The sequence below is a fragment of the Fusobacterium sp. genome, from assembly GCF_019012925.1.
Lineage (GTDB): Bacteria > Fusobacteriota > Fusobacteriia > Fusobacteriales > Fusobacteriaceae > Fusobacterium_A.
Genome location: NZ_JAGIRL010000047.1, coordinates 63,187 through 78,771 on the forward strand (window position 1 = coordinate 63,187; position 15,585 = coordinate 78,771).

Annotated in this window: 15 protein-coding genes; 7 read left to right on the forward strand and 8 right to left on the reverse strand. The window is 30.2% G+C overall.

The window, feature by feature from the left end:
* Positions 1-127: 127 nt before the first annotated feature.
* Genes QZ286_RS08860 through QZ286_RS08885 form a run of 6 tightly spaced genes read right to left on the reverse strand, consistent with a single transcriptional unit; the run spans position 128 to position 5,868 of the window.
* Positions 128-799: a hypothetical protein gene (locus tag QZ286_RS08860; protein WP_291256603.1), complete on the reverse strand. Its 672-nt coding sequence runs from the start codon at positions 797-799 to the stop codon at positions 128-130.
* Positions 780-1,934 carry a class I SAM-dependent RNA methyltransferase gene (locus tag QZ286_RS08865; protein WP_291256604.1) on the reverse strand — a complete coding sequence of 385 codons (1,155 nt, stop codon included), beginning with the start codon at positions 1,932-1,934 and terminating at the stop codon, positions 780-782. Before QZ286_RS08865 ends, QZ286_RS08860 begins: the two co-directional genes overlap by 20 nt.
* Positions 1,927-3,021, reverse strand: a complete 1,095-nt coding sequence (locus QZ286_RS08870; RefSeq protein WP_291256605.1) for an AI-2E family transporter — start codon at positions 3,019-3,021, stop codon at positions 1,927-1,929. The genes QZ286_RS08865 and QZ286_RS08870 overlap by 8 nt, the downstream gene beginning before the upstream one ends.
* 9 nt (positions 3,022-3,030) lie before the next feature.
* A complete protein-coding gene (locus tag QZ286_RS08875; RefSeq protein WP_291256606.1) occupies positions 3,031-3,426 on the reverse strand; it encodes a NusG domain II-containing protein in 396 nt (131 codons plus the stop codon).
* Positions 3,427-3,429: 3 nt separating this feature from the next.
* Positions 3,430-4,332 (reverse strand): phosphatidylserine decarboxylase, encoded by a 903-nt coding sequence (locus QZ286_RS08880; RefSeq protein ID WP_291256607.1) that lies wholly within the window; start codon positions 4,330-4,332, stop codon positions 3,430-3,432.
* Positions 4,333-4,356: 24 nt separating this feature from the next.
* Positions 4,357-5,868: a nicotinate phosphoribosyltransferase gene (locus QZ286_RS08885; RefSeq protein WP_291256608.1), complete on the reverse strand. Its 1,512-nt coding sequence runs from the start codon at positions 5,866-5,868 to the stop codon at positions 4,357-4,359.
* A 136-nt stretch (positions 5,869-6,004) separates the two neighbouring features.
* Between QZ286_RS08885 and dtd the strand changes: the two genes are divergently transcribed.
* Positions 6,005-6,463, forward strand: coding sequence for a D-aminoacyl-tRNA deacylase (gene dtd, locus QZ286_RS08890; protein ID WP_291256609.1), 459 nt, complete (start codon positions 6,005-6,007; stop codon positions 6,461-6,463).
* Between the two features lie 108 nt (positions 6,464-6,571).
* On the opposite strand, the gene QZ286_RS08895 is transcribed toward dtd, so the two are convergent.
* A complete protein-coding gene (locus QZ286_RS08895) occupies positions 6,572-7,207 on the reverse strand; it encodes a hypothetical protein (protein WP_291256610.1) in 636 nt (211 codons plus the stop codon).
* A 13-nt stretch (positions 7,208-7,220) separates the two neighbouring features.
* Complete coding sequence (locus QZ286_RS08900) at positions 7,221-7,622, reverse strand: GrdX family protein (protein WP_291256611.1); 402 nt, start codon at positions 7,620-7,622, stop codon at positions 7,221-7,223.
* A 360-nt stretch (positions 7,623-7,982) separates the two neighbouring features.
* On the opposite strand from QZ286_RS08900, the gene QZ286_RS08905 reads away from it, so the two are divergent.
* The 6 genes from QZ286_RS08905 to QZ286_RS08930 all read left to right on the forward strand — a co-directional run bounded on the left by QZ286_RS08905 (position 7,983) and on the right by QZ286_RS08930 (position 15,580).
* A complete protein-coding gene (locus tag QZ286_RS08905; protein WP_291256612.1) occupies positions 7,983-9,017 on the forward strand; it encodes a carbamoyl phosphate synthase small subunit in 1,035 nt (344 codons plus the stop codon).
* Positions 9,018-9,071: 54 nt separating this feature from the next.
* Positions 9,072-12,278 (forward strand): carbamoyl-phosphate synthase large subunit, encoded by a 3,207-nt coding sequence (gene carB / locus QZ286_RS08910; RefSeq protein WP_291256613.1) that lies wholly within the window; start codon positions 9,072-9,074, stop codon positions 12,276-12,278.
* A 248-nt stretch (positions 12,279-12,526) separates the two neighbouring features.
* On the forward strand, positions 12,527-13,147 hold the full coding sequence (gene udk, locus QZ286_RS08915; RefSeq protein WP_291256614.1) for a uridine kinase: 621 nt from the start codon (positions 12,527-12,529) through the stop codon (positions 13,145-13,147).
* A 126-nt stretch (positions 13,148-13,273) separates the two neighbouring features.
* Positions 13,274-14,071 carry an ATP-binding protein gene (locus QZ286_RS08920; protein WP_291256615.1) on the forward strand — a complete coding sequence of 266 codons (798 nt, stop codon included), beginning with the start codon at positions 13,274-13,276 and terminating at the stop codon, positions 14,069-14,071.
* A gap of 2 nt (positions 14,072-14,073) precedes the next feature.
* Complete coding sequence (locus tag QZ286_RS08925) at positions 14,074-14,823, forward strand: ATP-binding protein (RefSeq protein WP_291256616.1); 750 nt, start codon at positions 14,074-14,076, stop codon at positions 14,821-14,823.
* A gap of 79 nt (positions 14,824-14,902) precedes the next feature.
* The gene (locus QZ286_RS08930) at positions 14,903-15,580 is read left to right on the forward strand and encodes a response regulator transcription factor (protein WP_291256617.1); all 678 of its coding nucleotides are present in this window, start codon (positions 14,903-14,905) and stop codon (positions 15,578-15,580) included.
* The last annotated feature ends 5 nt before the right edge of the window (positions 15,581-15,585 follow it).

Consider the following 15,585-nt stretch of genomic DNA (forward strand, 5'->3'; position numbering starts at 1 on the left):
CCTCCTTAATATTCAACGGTTTACCAGCTTTTTTATGAGCTTGATAATAAAATCCTCCAGCTATTATTAGCAGAAGAATAACTATTTTTAAAAATTTCATAGTTCCTCCATATTCTAACATATTTTTTTAATTTTTCATAGTTTGATTATATGTGTTTAGCATATCATCTTTAGAAATAGTACCATATATCTCATAGGCCCATTGAGAATCCAGCTTTTTATTGATATTATCTATATTTTTTTGAACTCTTAGTATCTTTTCTTCCAAGGCTCTATACTCTTCACGAACAGGCTGCAATCTGTAAATACATTCGATTTGCTCCTCTTCCTGTATAGCATTTTTAAGATCCATAGCAAGTTTATCTTCACGATCTAATACTGAATTAACCTTATCCAGAAGATTGTACTTAGTATTTTCCAGCTGTTTCTTTTCATATTCAAAAAGTTTTTTTACAACTTCAGCACCTGAATTATCTTTTAGTTCTTCTCTAATTTTTATTTGTGAATCTATAAATTCCTTAGTTAGATTGTTCTCTTTCATAATATCAAAAATATATTTTTTTATATTTTCGATTTTTTCACTATCTATTGATTTTTCTTGATCATCCTCAATAATTTCAGCTTTTAATCCCTTTAAAAGTTTCTCATATTTTGGAATAACTTCATTTTCTAAAATCTCAATAGCTGAGATTTCTCCGTTATTATTTAATTCATCTAATCTTCTGTTAATTTTTATAAAAATTTGAAGTATAACCTCAATAGAAAATTTTAGAATCTCATTATACTCTTTTCTTTCCATTTCTCTCTCCATAATATTGATAGTAGTGACACTCTATACCACCATTATATAATTTTCTATTTTTTGTAGATTTTTTACCAAAAGCTTTCTCAAAACCTTTGTGAGATGTGATAATATAGTAAGACCATTTTGGTATTCTCATTCTACAAATATCTCCAAGTAAGCCATACAATCTTTCAACAGCTTCCTCATCTAAAAGTCTATCTCCATATGGTGGATTTGTAATAAGTGCTCCATACTCTTCATCTCTTTCCATATCCAAAAAGTTTTGACACTCAAGAACTATATCATCTTCAACTCCAGCTTTTTGCATATTTTTTCTTGCAATTTCAACAGTATCTGGATCAATATCAGAACCATAGATTTTTACCTCTTTATCATAATCTTCCATAGAAAATGCTTCATCTCTTGCATCTATCCATTGATCTTCAGGGATAAGTTTCCAATCTTCACAAGCAAAATTTCTATTAGCACCTGGGGCTATATTCCTAGCTATCATAGCAGCTTCAATAAGTAAAGTTCCTGTACCACACATTGGATCTACTAGAGGTAGTTCTCCACCTTTCCATCTTGATAGTAGAACAAGAGCAGCAGCCATAGTCTCTTTTATAGGAGCTTCATTTTTAATAGCTCTATAACCTCTTTTATGTAAAGGATCTCCACTGGTGTCAATCATCACAAGAAATATATCATTATGAGCTTGAATTTTTATAGCAAATTTAGCTCCATCTTCATAGAAATAACTTTTTCCATACTTCTCTTTTAATTTTTCTACAATAGCTTTTTTAGTTATTTTCTGTATATCAGATTTAGAAAAAAGCTTAGATTTAACAGAACTTACCCAACTTACAGGGAATTCTCCATTCTCTTCAATAATATCTCCCCAAGGTAATCTTTTTATATTAGTAAAAAGTTCCTCAAAAGTGACAGCTTTAAACTCCCCCATCTTAATAAATACTCTATCAGCACATCTTAAGTGAAGATTAGCTTTGATAATGTCACTTATAGTCCCATCAAACTCAACTCTTCCGTTAAAAGCTTTAACATTATCAAAGCCTAGAGCTATACACTCATCTCTTACAACACTCTCTACTCCCATAGTAGTAGAGGCAATTAAAGTTATCTTATCATTCATCTATTTGTTTCTCCTCTTTTCTTAAAAGTTTTAAGTAAATTAATTTTAACATTCCAAATATAGGGACCCCAAAGAACATACCCACTGGACCAAAAAGGCTACCACCAATCAATACAGAAAGCACAATCCAAAATGTTCTCATACCAACTGTTTCACTGACAATTTTAGGACCAATTATCCAACCATCTACAAGCTGTGCAATTGTAATTGCTAAGGCTAAGAAGATTAACTTGTATGGGTTGGCAAGTGCTACCAAGAAAACAGCAATAATTCCAGCTACAATAGAACCAACATATGGGATCATATTTCCTAACCCAATCATAATACCACTGATTACAGCATATGGTGTTTTTGTCACAAACATTACAGCAAAGGTAATAAAACCAACTGCAGTAGAAACAATAATTCTACCCCAGATATAGCTCATTAGAATTTTCCTAGATTTTTCTAAAAAGTTAATAGTAGCTGAACTTTTTTCTGCTCCAAAAATAATTGAAAAAATATTTCTCAAAAAACCAATAAAATACTCTTTATCAATTAAAATTAGGAAGGCTAGAAAGAATCCAATAAAAAATTTTGTAAGGGCAACCCCCCACCAAACAATATTCCAGAAAGCAGATAGTCCAAAATCCTGTATAGATGTCATATTATCTCTTATGAAACTATTGATACTCTCTCTGATCTCGGCATCACCAATAGTTAGAATATTTTTTTCTTTTAGAAAATCAATTCCTAAAGTTGCATATTTTTCGATTTGCTCCTGCATCACAGGAAGTTTATCATATAGCTCTCTCAAACTTTTACCAACTTGAGGAACGATTATGGCTATTCCAATAAAAATGATGAAACCAACTAAGATAATTGTAGATATTACAGCTAAAATCCTCTTCATATTGAATTTTTCTTCTATTAAAGAAACTACAGGATCTAAAAATATAGTTATAAAAAAAGCGTAGATAAGCGGGGTTAAATACCCAACATACTTACTATATATAGCTATAAAAGCTTCATGTTCTTGAAAAAAGCTTTGAATAACTACTAAAATAATACCAATTCCTAAGAATTTTAAAGATTTTTCTTTAGACATTTTTCACCTCTATTTAATAATATAATCTAGATCATCACTATTATTTTTTTCCCCCACAATTTTGATAAATAATTTATCAGGAATACCAATTATAGCTTCACCAGGTGAACTTATCCAACCTCTTTTAACATTGATTTTTCTAGGTGAGTTAGATGTGGTACATCTAACTTTGTTATCTTTAAACTTAATAGTAACTCCGCCTAAAACTGTATCAACAAAAATATCCCTCTCCTCTTTTTGTAAAGGGTAGACATATTTTAAATTTCCATCAACATAGATCTCAACTTTTGAAGGTTTCTCCTCTCCCAGTTTGAGGATTCTACTTCCTAAGATAGAAAAAAAAGCTATAAAAAATAGATATATAACCAAATCCCCAATTCTAAAGTATTTTTTTTTGTTTTTCATATATTAATTGAAAGCAACTCCTATTTTTTCTCCCATATAAACTTTTGTTTCAATTCCATTTTTTGTATTCTCTATTAGGTCTTTATCTATTTTTATCTTATCTTTTTCAAACACAAGAATACAAGTAGAGCCACCAAAATAGAAGTATCCCTTCTCTTCTCCTTTTTTTACAAAACTATCTGGAGTGTAGCTCTGTTTTATTCCACCGACCATAGTAGCTCCAACCTCAAACATAGCTATATCACCAAAATTTTTAGTTTGTAGAATGGAAAACTCTCTCTTATTTTCACAAAAAATTCTAAAATTTTTCTTGATTGCATGGGTAGAAACAGAGAAGTAATCACCATTGATAAGTTTACTTGCACTTATTTTTCCATCACAAGGAAAATGAAATCTATGATAATCTATAGGAGCTAATCTCACAATTAGAAAAACTCCACCTTCATATTTTTTAGCTAGTTCACTATCTTCAAAGAACTCCTCCAAAGTAAATTTATCCCCTTTTATAAAGAGCTCTTTCTCTTTTTCCAAATTTTCAAATACAAGGATTTTTCCGTCTGCTGGTGAAGTTAGGACATTTTCATCAAAGTCAATACTTCTAGCACCATCTTTTAATTCTCTATAGAAAAAATCATTAAAAGAGGTAAATTGATCAATAGTTTTTTTAGCTTCTTCAATATTGATATCCGCTTCCTTTATAAAACTAGGGATCTTTTTAGTAGACTCCTTCTTATCCATCTGTTTACCATAGTAATCAGTAAGAAATTTCTTTTTTACCACAAGGTTTAGAGGAAGTTCTCCAAAAGGATTGTAGTATAGAAACTTTAAATATTTCTCTCCTGGCACCTTTTCAATCTTAATCTCCCCTGTTTTTCTCTCAATATACTTAATTTTATTAAACTCCATAATTACACCTTTCTAAAATAATGTCTATCTAATTTCAGCTTTGATATTTTTTATTAGTTTGTATTTTAATTCAAGTAGATCAGCTGAAAGGTCAACTTTATATTTATGTGGATTTTCAAGTCTTTTTCTTTCAGGAGAGACTTTTTTTAGACTGTCTAGATAGTATTTTTGACAACCCATTATATCAAATAATCTCTCATATTCAGCAGTATTAATCTCACCATTGATTATATAATCATTAGTAAGTCTTTTAATTGTATACTCTCCCTCTTTTAAGTCACTAAATTTAAAATCATATTTTTCATCTCTAATAGTAAGATTTTTTCCTTGAATAAGTAGCTCTCTATCAGAGTCACCATTCATAAGAGTAATCAGATCAGCATAGGCAAATCCATGATTATCATAGACTCTATATACCTCTTTAAATCCAGGATTGGAAATTTTAACAACATCTTCAGAAAGTTTAATAACAGGATTATTATCAATCTGAACAATTTTATATACTCCACCAAAACAAGGATTAGACTTACTTACAGCAATTTCATCACCAACACCATAGATATCAGCACAAACACCCTGCTCTCTAAGAGATCTTATTAACTCCTCGTTCAGTGAGTTAGTTAGTACAATTTTAGCTTTCTTAAATCCAGCTTCATCTAGAATTGCTCTACACTTTTTAGAAAGATATGCCAAGTCTCCAGAATCTATTCTAATTCCATAAATTCCCTTGTATGAATCATCTATCCCACAATTTTTAAAAGCTTCAATTGCATTTTTAATTCCCATTCCTAAAGTATTATAAGTATCAATTAGGAGGATTAAAGCATTTTTCTCTCTATTTTGTCTATGTTTTATAAAAGTTTCAAAAGCAGTTCTCTCAGCTTCACTTCCAACACCGAAAGTCTGTACATATGAGTGAGCCATAGTACCTATACTAGGGATACCATATTTATACTCAGTAACCAAATTAGAGTGGTTAACACACCCACCTATAACAGCAGCTTTATTTCCAGCAACAGCACTGTCAAATCCATGAGCTCTTCTACTTCCAAAAGATGAAACCGGAACTGGATAGGCAGCTCTAGTGACTCTAGATGCCTTAGTAGCAATAGCCATCTGCATATTAAGAATATTAAGTATAGGAGTTTCTAAGATTTTTGCCTGAATTAGAGGAGCTTTTATTGTTAATACAGGCTCATTAGGATAAGCTATCTCTCCATCTCTCATAGCATAAATATCACCAGTAAATTTCATATTAGAAAGATAATCTACTAAGTGTTGCTCTTCAATTATCTCAGAAAAATACATTCTCTTCTCCTCAGTAGATGTGTTATTTAGAATCTCGATTAGGTTGATAACTTCTTGAATCCCTGCTATTACAGCAAAACCACCATCTTCAGTTTTTCTGAAAAAAACATCAAAAATAGCTATTTTTTCCTCCATGTGCTCCATTAGAAAAATATCACTCTCTGTATATTGATATCTATCTGAATTTATAACTTTTGCAAATTCCGTTAATGTTTTTTTTCTCGCCATAAAACTCTTCTCCTTATAAATTTTAAAGATATTTCTATGTAATTATATCACTATTTTCACAATATTTCTAGAATCATCTTCTCTTTTGTGAAAAATAATGTTATGATATTAAGTAAAATGTATTGAGGTGAAAAATATGAGAGCAGTAATACAAAGGGTAAAATATGCATCTGTCACTGTAGATGGAGAGATAGTTGGAAAAATAGAAAAAGGGCTAATGGTACTGTTAGGTGTGACACATACTGATGGAGAAAAGGAAGTAAATTGGTTAGCAAATAAGATAAAAGACTTGAGAATTTTTGAGGACGCAGAGGGAAAAATGAACTTAGGTTTAGAGGATATAAAGGGAGAGTTACTAGTAATATCTCAATTTACTCTATATGGAAATTGCATAAAGGGACGTCGTCCAGGGTTTACAGAGGCAGCTAAACCAGATTTAGCTAATCCTTTATATGAAAAGTTTTTAGAGAAATGCAGAAGTTTTGGAATAAAAACTGAGTGTGGAATTTTTGGTGCTGATATGAAAGTTGAACTTTTAAATGATGGACCTGTGACATTAGTTATTGATACAGCAGATGTAGCTAATCTAAAATAAAATTAAATTAGAAAAAATAAAGAATTGTTATACATTTTAAGGTTGATTGAATGATCAAACTTTTACCGTATTAACAATTCTTTAGATTTTTTATAAAAAACGCGTAGATTAACTATTGGAATCATAGTAATAATCAATTCCAAGATTTTTTAAAAATATAGAATCTAAGCCTTGACTATAGAAAAAATTGAAAATGAGAGGTTGTTCTATTTCTACATTTTCTTTCATAAAAATTAGTGTTTCTAGAGTACGAGGTTCTACAAATTTAGCTTTAGAACTCTCTATTATAGAGAAGTTAAAAGCAAAGTTTCGCTCCTCTTTTATCACAACTTTATATTTAAACTTATTAGAAAAAGTTTTATGAAAATTATGCCAATCAATTACACCTTTTATATCAAATATAAAAAGTTCAGGATCAAGATTTAAATCTTTTATGATTTCATCTATCTTTTTAAAGAAATCTTTATAATCTTGTAGTAGATTAAATCTAATAGTGTAGAAAAAATAAGTTTTTATAAAGTTTTTTTCGAGAATCTCCCTACAAGCTTTTTCAAACATATTAAGAGCAAAATTGTCAAATATCTTCTCTTCACAAGCCATTTGATACATATACTCCTTATCATTGAATCCCAGAGTGGAAAAATCTTTCATAACCTTATAACCAAATATTAGATTGTCCCTTGTTGAAATAACAGGTATAAATTTGAATTTCATCCTGTCTAAAACTCTTTCAAAGTATTTCATGTATTCACCTCAGTTAAAAATTATCAAATTTTTTAATGAATGTAACCAATAAGTTTAAATCAATAAATCTGTACTCTTCTAATTTCTCTTCATTTAATTCATTTATTTTCTCTCTAAATGGCAATTTTTTAGCAATATTTATAGAGGTATCTATAAATTTTTGCTGTGAATCATCTTTAATAAAAAGATCTCCTAAAAAATTATCCTTTGAAATAGCAATTGATTTATAAGGATTGTCAAAGTTGTTAAGATTACTAAGTATAGGATCTGAGAGTAAAATATGACCTTCATAAATCTTATCTCTAATTATTTCAAGTAACTCTAATAGATCTTTTTTTTGAAAAAAAAGCACTTCATTGCTCTCTTTATAAATGTTATATACTTTGCTATTGTTAGTTATTATAATATAATCCATGAGTATTCAACCTCCCCGTTATTTTATTAACACATAAACAGAGAATAGTCAAGAGGAAAGAAAAAAATATTAAAAATAAAAATAAATAAAAAAAGTGTTGACAGAAATTAAAAAAGTAGATATAATTACTTTTAGTAAAAAAAAAGGTACAAATTGGAGGGAGTAGTATGAAGAGCTTATTAAGTATTAGAAATTCTAAGTTTAATGATTATTTTCTTAATATTTCTTTCGATTTTTCTTTTAAAAATATATTTATTTTAAAATTTATTAATTATTATTTAAAGATAGTGATATGACATTTGATGTTATATCATTTTTTTTGGGAAAATTTTAGTATGTTAAGAAATGTAGGAGGTCAAAGTGAGAGGAAAACTTATTCTTGAAAATGGTATGAGTTTTGAAGGGAAAATTTTTGGTGAGTTAGGAGAAACAGTTGGTGAGATAGGATTCAACACAGGAATGACTGGTTACCAAGAGATTTTAACTGATCCTTCAAATTGCGGACAAATGGTAGTGATGACATACCCTATGATAGGAAACTATGGAATAAACATAGAGGATATGGAATCTAATAAAGTTCAAGTAAGAGCTTTAATAATAAAGGAAGATGCAAAGCTACCAAATAACTTTAGATGTGAAATGACTTTAGATGGTTTCTTAAGACAATATAATGTAACTGGATTTAAAGGAATTGATACAAGATACCTTACTCAAATAATTAGAGACAATGGTGCTATGAAAGCTATAATAACAGCTGAAGATTTAACAAAAAAAGAGATCCAAGAGAGATTTGATAGATTTTCAACTAAGGAAGCAGTAGCTGAAGTAAGTACAAAAGAGATCTATGAGATAGCTAATGAAGGAAAAAGAGTTGGAGTTCTTGATTTAGGAGTAAAAAATAGTACTCTTAACTATATGAAAGAGAAGGGATTTAACGTAGTAGTATTCCCATATAATACAAAAGCTGAAGAGATACTAGCTCAAAACTTAGATGCATTAGTAATTTCAAATGGACCTGGAAATCCAGAGAATTTAAGCGAGACAATAGAAGAGGTAAAAAAATTAGCTGGTAAGATAGCAATATTTGGAGAAGTATTAGGAGAGCAGGTAATAGCACTTGCCTTTGGTGGAAAAGTAGAAAAATTAAAATATGGTCATAGAGGTGGATATCCAGTAAAAAATCTAGAGACTGGAAAGGTAATAATCACTTCTCAAAATACAGGATATGTAGTAAGTGAGGCTCCTGAAGGATTTGAGGTAACTCATCAAGGAGTTAACGTAAAAACAATCGAAGGAATAAAAAATGAAGCTTTAAAAATCTGTGGAGTTCAATATATGCCAGATTTATATAGAGATTCAAATGATGTTTTCGAAAATTTTTTAAAACTTGTGTAATAAATTTTTAGGTTATTTAAGGTATAGAATTTAACAAAATTTTAGGAGGAAATGATGTTAGATAAATCAATAAAAAAAGTATTAGTAATAGGTTCAGGACCAATTATCATAGGACAAGCAGCAGAGTTTGACTACTCAGGAACACAAGCTTGTGAAACATTAAAAAACGAGGGAATAGAAGTTGTATTAATAAACTCTAACCCTGCAACAATAATGACAGATAAAGCTGTTGCAGATAGAATATATATAGAACCAATCACAGCAGAGTTTGTAGAGAAAGTAATAGCTAAAGAGAGACCAGATTCACTTCTTGCTGGAATGGGAGGACAAACTGCATTAAACCTTGCTGTTGAATTAACAGAGAAGGGTATATTAGAAAAATATGGAGTAAGAGTAATAGGAACTTCTGTTGAATCAATAAAAAAAGGTGAGGACAGAGAGATCTTCAGAGAAACAATGGAGAGAATTGGAGAGCCTTGTATTGAGAGTGAGATAGTAGAGAGTTTAGAAGATGGAATTAAAGTTGCTGCACAGATCGGTTATCCAGTTGTAGTAAGACCAGCTTACACAATGGGAGGAACTGGTGGAGGAATTGCCTACACTCAAAAGGAATTAGAAGAGATACTATTAAAAGGACTAAAATTATCAAGAGTTGGACAAGTGTTAATAGAAAAATCTATCTTAGGTTGGAAAGAGATAGAGTATGAGGTAATGAGAGATAAGAATGGAAACTGTATTACAATATGTAATATGGAAAACGTTGACCCAGTTGGAATCCATACTGGAGATTCAATAGTTGTAGCTCCAACACAAACTTTATCTCATAAAGAAGCTGTAATGTTAAAAAAATCAGCTTTAAAAATATTAGATGAGGTAGGAGTAATTGGAGGATGTAACGTTCAGTTTGCTCTACACCCAAAATCAATGAAATATGCTATTATTGAGATTAACCCGAGAGTTTCTCGTTCATCAGCACTAGCTTCTAAAGCAACTGGTTATCCAATAGCAAGAGTATCAACAAAACTTGCTTTAGGATATACACTTGATGAGATAATAAACGAAGTAACAGGGGAATCATATGCTTGCACAGAGCCAACTATAGACTATATAGTTGCAAAAATTCCTAAGTGGCCATTTGATAAGTTCAAAAATGCAAATAAAGTATTAGGTACAAAAATGATGGCAACTGGAGAGGTTATGTCAATTGGAGATAACTTTGAGGCAGCTTTCTTAAAAGGATTAAAATCATTAGAGATAGGAAGATTTAACCTTGAGCACCCTTCAGTTAAGAAATTAACTATGGAAGAGTTAAAGAAAGCAGTTGTGAGACCTGATGATGAGAGAATATTCGTAGTTGCTGAAATGTTAAGAAGAGGATATATCAAAGAAAAATTACAAAAAATCACTGGTATAGATAAGTTCTTTATGGAAAAAATCGAGTGGTTAGTAAGACAAGAGGAGATCTTGAAGAAAACTAAATTTAAAGATTTAGATCCAGAGTATTTAAGAAAATTAAAGAAAAAAGGATTCTCTGATAGAGGAATTGCTGAATTGATGAATGTTACTGAAGATGACATCAGAACAAAAAGAGAAGAGCACCACATAATACCAGCTTATAAGAGAGTAGATACTTGTGCTGCTGAGTTTAAAGCTCAAACATCTTACCTATACTCAACTTATGATGAGCATGATGAAGTAGAAGTAGAAAATAAAAGAAAGATAATAGTTATCGGTTCAGGACCAATAAGAATTGGACAAGGAATAGAGTTTGACTACTGTACAGTTCACTCAATAAAAACACTAAAGAAAATGGGAATAGAGAGCATAATCATAAACAATAACCCAGAAACTGTATCAACTGACTATAATACAGCTGATAGATTATACTTTGAGCCATTAATCTTAGAAGATGTTTTAAATATAATTGAAAAAGAGAAACCAGAAGGAGTTGTACTTCAATTTGGAGGACAAACTGCTATAAAACTTGCTAATGCTCTATCTGATAGAGGAATAAAGATATTAGGAACTTCAGCTGAAAAAATAGATGAGGCAGAAGATAGAGAGAAATTTGAAGCAATGATGGAAGAGTTAGATATTAAGAGACCAAAAGGAAGAGCAGTTTGGGATATTAACCACGGAATCGAGATAGCTAACGAGATAAAATATCCAGTATTAGTAAGACCTTCTTACGTACTTGGAGGACAAGGAATGGAGATCTGTCACGATGAGTACAACTTAGTAAAATACTTAGAGTCATCATTTGAAAGAGACCCAGAAAACCCAGTATTAATTGATAAATACTTAAATGGAATAGAATTAGAAGTAGATGCTATCTGTGATGGTAAAGATGTATTAATTCCAGGAATAATGGAGCACTTAGAGAGAGCAGGAGTTCACTCAGGGGACTCAATCACTATCTATCCTCAACAAAATCTATATGAGGGAACAGAGGAAAAAGTATTAGAGATAACTAAAAAGATTTCTCAAGCTTTAGAAACAAAGGGTATGATGAATATTCAATTTATAGCTTATGAAAATGAGTTATATGTAATAGAAGTTAACCCAAGATCTTCAAGAACAGTTCCATATATATCAAAAATATCTGGACTTCCTGTAATTGAGATAGCAACAAGAATAATCTTAGGTGAGTCATTAGAAGAGATAGGTTATGGAACAGGAATCTATAAGAAACCTAACTTAGTAGCTGTAAAAGTACCTGTATTCTCTACTGAAAAATTATCAAGTGTTGAGGTATCATTAGGACCAGAGATGAGATCAACAGGAGAGGTACTAGGAGTAGGAAATAATGTAGATGAGGCAATCTATAAGGGATTATTAGGAGCTAAGAGAGTTCACTTAATTCAAGATAGAAAGATATTAGTAACTATTAGAGATAAAGATAAAGAGGAGTTCTTACCAATAGCTAAGAGCTTAGTAAGACATGGATCTACTCTATTTGCAACTAAGGGAACACAAAAATTCCTAGCTGAACACGGAGTTGAATCAACTTTAATCAATAGAATGGGAGAGGCTTCACCTAACATTGATGATGTATTAAAAAATAGACAAGTAGATCTATTAATCAATACACCTACAAAAGCAAATGACGCTCAAAGAGATGGATTTAAAATGAGAAGAGCTGCTATTGAATATGGTGTAGATGTACTTACTTCATTAGATACAATCAATGCAATCTTAAGAATGCAAGATAGCCATATTGATGAGAATAAATTAGATGTATTTGATGTAAGTAAAATCTAATTTGAGATTGTAGATATTAAAAATTTAAATTGAGATTATTGAAATAATCTTTAGAAAAGGGAAAAAGTTACTTTTAAAATTAGTGTTTAGACAATACTGATTACAGTGATTTTTCCCTTTTTCTTTACCTCGGTTTTAAATTATTATTTTTTTCTTAATAAAGATAATTATTTATTTTTTATATAAAAATATGATATAATAATAAAAATAAGAAAAAAACAGTATATTGATATGGGAGGAAATAAAATATGAGAGATTGTATTTTAATTGGAGTAGCAGGAGGAAGTGGAAGTGGAAAAACAACTGTTGCAAACAATTTAGTAAAAGCTTTTAAAGCTGATGATGCAGCTTTAGTAGAGCAAGATGCATACTATAGAGAATTAACAAATATGACTTTAGAGGAAAAAGCAAAGGTAAATTTTGATCATCCTGATTCAATAGAGTTTGATTTATTAAGAAAACATCTAGTAGCTTTAAAAAATGGTGAAGTTATAGAGAGACCTATTTATGATTTTACAACTCACTCTAGAAAAGATGGTGTTGTAAAGATCAATCCGTCAAAGATAATTATAGTTGAAGGGATACTAATTTTTGCAGTACCTGAAATAAGAGAGTTATTTGACGTAAAGATATATGTTGATACAGATGCAGATGAGATGATATTGAGAAGAATAGAGAGAGATATGAACGAGAGAGGAAGAAGTTTTGAATCAGTAAAGAATCAATATCTTACAACAGTAAAACCAATGTATTTAGAGTTTTGTGAGCCAAGCAAACGTTATGCAGATATAATAATTCCTAGAGGTGGAGAGAATAAAGTGGCTATTGATATGATTTTAAGCACTTTAAGAGGACATCTAAATAAATAGAGTATAATAGTAAGGACACTTTATTTGAAGTGTTCTTATTTTTATATTGTATAAAATTAAAATTGTAGACATAAATAGTAAAAAATATTATAATGTATTGTATTTACTATATTTTTAGGAGGGCAAATGAGCAATAAAGGAGAATTAGTTTTAGAAAGTATTAGAACGACATATAGAAAGAAAATATGGAGTAAATTTATAAAGGGAATAAAAGATTTTAATTTGATAGAAGATGGGGATAAGATAGCAGTTGGTGTGTCAGGAGGAAAAGATAGTCTACTGTTATGTAAGTTATTTCAAGAGTTAAAAAAGGATAGAAGTAAGAATTTTGAGGTAGCATTTATCTCTATGAATCCAGGATTTGGTTCTATGGATATGGAACAATTTAAAAAAAATCTAGAGGAGCTGGATATTCCTTGTGAAATATTTGATGCAAATGTGTGGGAGGTAGCTTTTAGAGAGGATCCAGATAGTCCGTGTTTCCTATGTGCTAAGATGAGAAGAGGTGTACTTTATAACAAGGTTGAAGAGTTAGGATATAATAAATTGGCTTTAGGACACCATTTTGATGATGTTGTAGAGACAGCTATGATAAATATGTTTTATGCAGGAACAGTGAAAACTATGATACCTAAGGTTAGTTCTACAAGTGGAAAAATGGCTGTAATTAGACCTCTTGTCTATATTAAAGAGAAGGATATAATCTCATATACTCAAAGAAATGAGATAAAGGCAATGAGTTGTGGATGTCCAATTGAGTCTGGAAAAGTGGACTCAAAAAGAAGAGAGATAAAAAACCTATTAGCAGAGTTAGAGAAGACAAACTCAAATGTAAAACAGAGTATTTTCAATTCGCTGAAAAATATAAATATAGATTATGTAATGGGATATACTAAAGGAAATAAAGATAAGGGTGAGATATAGTAATGGAAAAGAAGAACTCGATCTTAAAAAATATTGAGGGAAAGGGGTTTGGAAAAACTATCTGGAGTCCAATAGGTAGAGCTATGCATACCTATAATATGGTTGAAGAGGGAGATAGAATAGCAGTTGGAATCTCAGGAGGAAAGGATAGCTTGACCACTTTAAATGCTCTAGTGAGAATAAAGAAGATAGCTCAGATAGATTTTGAGATAATTCCAATACACATACATCCAAATACTGATAAATCATCTTATGAAAAAATTGAAAAGTACTGTAATGAGCTTGGGCTTAAATTACAGGTAGAGCCTACTAATCTAAGTGATCTACTATTTGGAGAAAAGGAGGTAAAAAATCCTTGCTTTTTATGTGGAAGAATTAGAAGAGGAATATTATATAGAATAATGAAGGAGCAAAATATTAATAAACTTGCTTTAGGACACCATAAAGATGATATAATTGAAACTTTTTTGATGAATGTATTCTATCAAGGTAACATGAAGATGATGAAACCTAGTTATATTTCAGAGGAGTATGGGGTAAGAGTTATTAGACCATTAGCATATGTTGAGGAAAAAGATATAATAAGATATGTAAAAAAACAGGAATTACCAGTTGTGCAATCTGATTGCCCATATGAAACTAGTGAAAACTCAAAGAGATTGAGAGTTAAAAACCTAGTTAAAGAGTTATCATTAGAGAATAAAGATGTTAGAAGTGTAATATTTAATAGTATAAAAGATATGTTAAACTAAAATTAACTACTATTTTTTTTAGAATATGGTATAATTATAAGTGTAATATTATTTTTTATGAAGAAAACAGGGAGAAAATATGAATATCCTAATTATTCAACGAGATGAGAGACAGGGAGAGTATATAGCAAAAGGTTTGAAGGAATCAGGGTATAGTGCAGATTATACTTGTAATTATGAGGAGGCACAACACTTTTTTTCAATAGCAAGTTATGATTTTATTATAGCTGATACTATTATTTCAGATATCTCAGGAATTGAGTTTTGTAAGTATATAAGAGGTATAGATAAAAGAATTGGAATGATATTTGTATCTAGTGATACAGATATAGAGACTAAGATAGGAGTATTAAATAGCGGAGCTGATGATTATATAGTCAAACCATTTCTTTTTGTTGAGCTACTTGCAAGAATAAGAGCAGTTGTGAGAAGAAGTTCTGACAGAACAGGAGATTCTCAAGATAATATTTTAGTTGTAAAAGACTTATCTCTAAATTGTTTAACTAGAGAGGTTAAAAGAGGGAATAAAACAATTGAGTTGACAACCAGAGAGTACATATTACTAGAGTATTTTATGAGAAATAGGAATATAGTTTTGACTCGTACTATGATAAAGGAGAAGATTTGGGGGATAGATTTTATATCAGATACAAATATAGTAGATGTATATATAACTCACCTAAGAAATAAAATTGATAAAAATTTTGAAGAGAAACTTTTTCATACAGTTCGAGGAGCTGGCTATGTATTAAGGTGATTAAG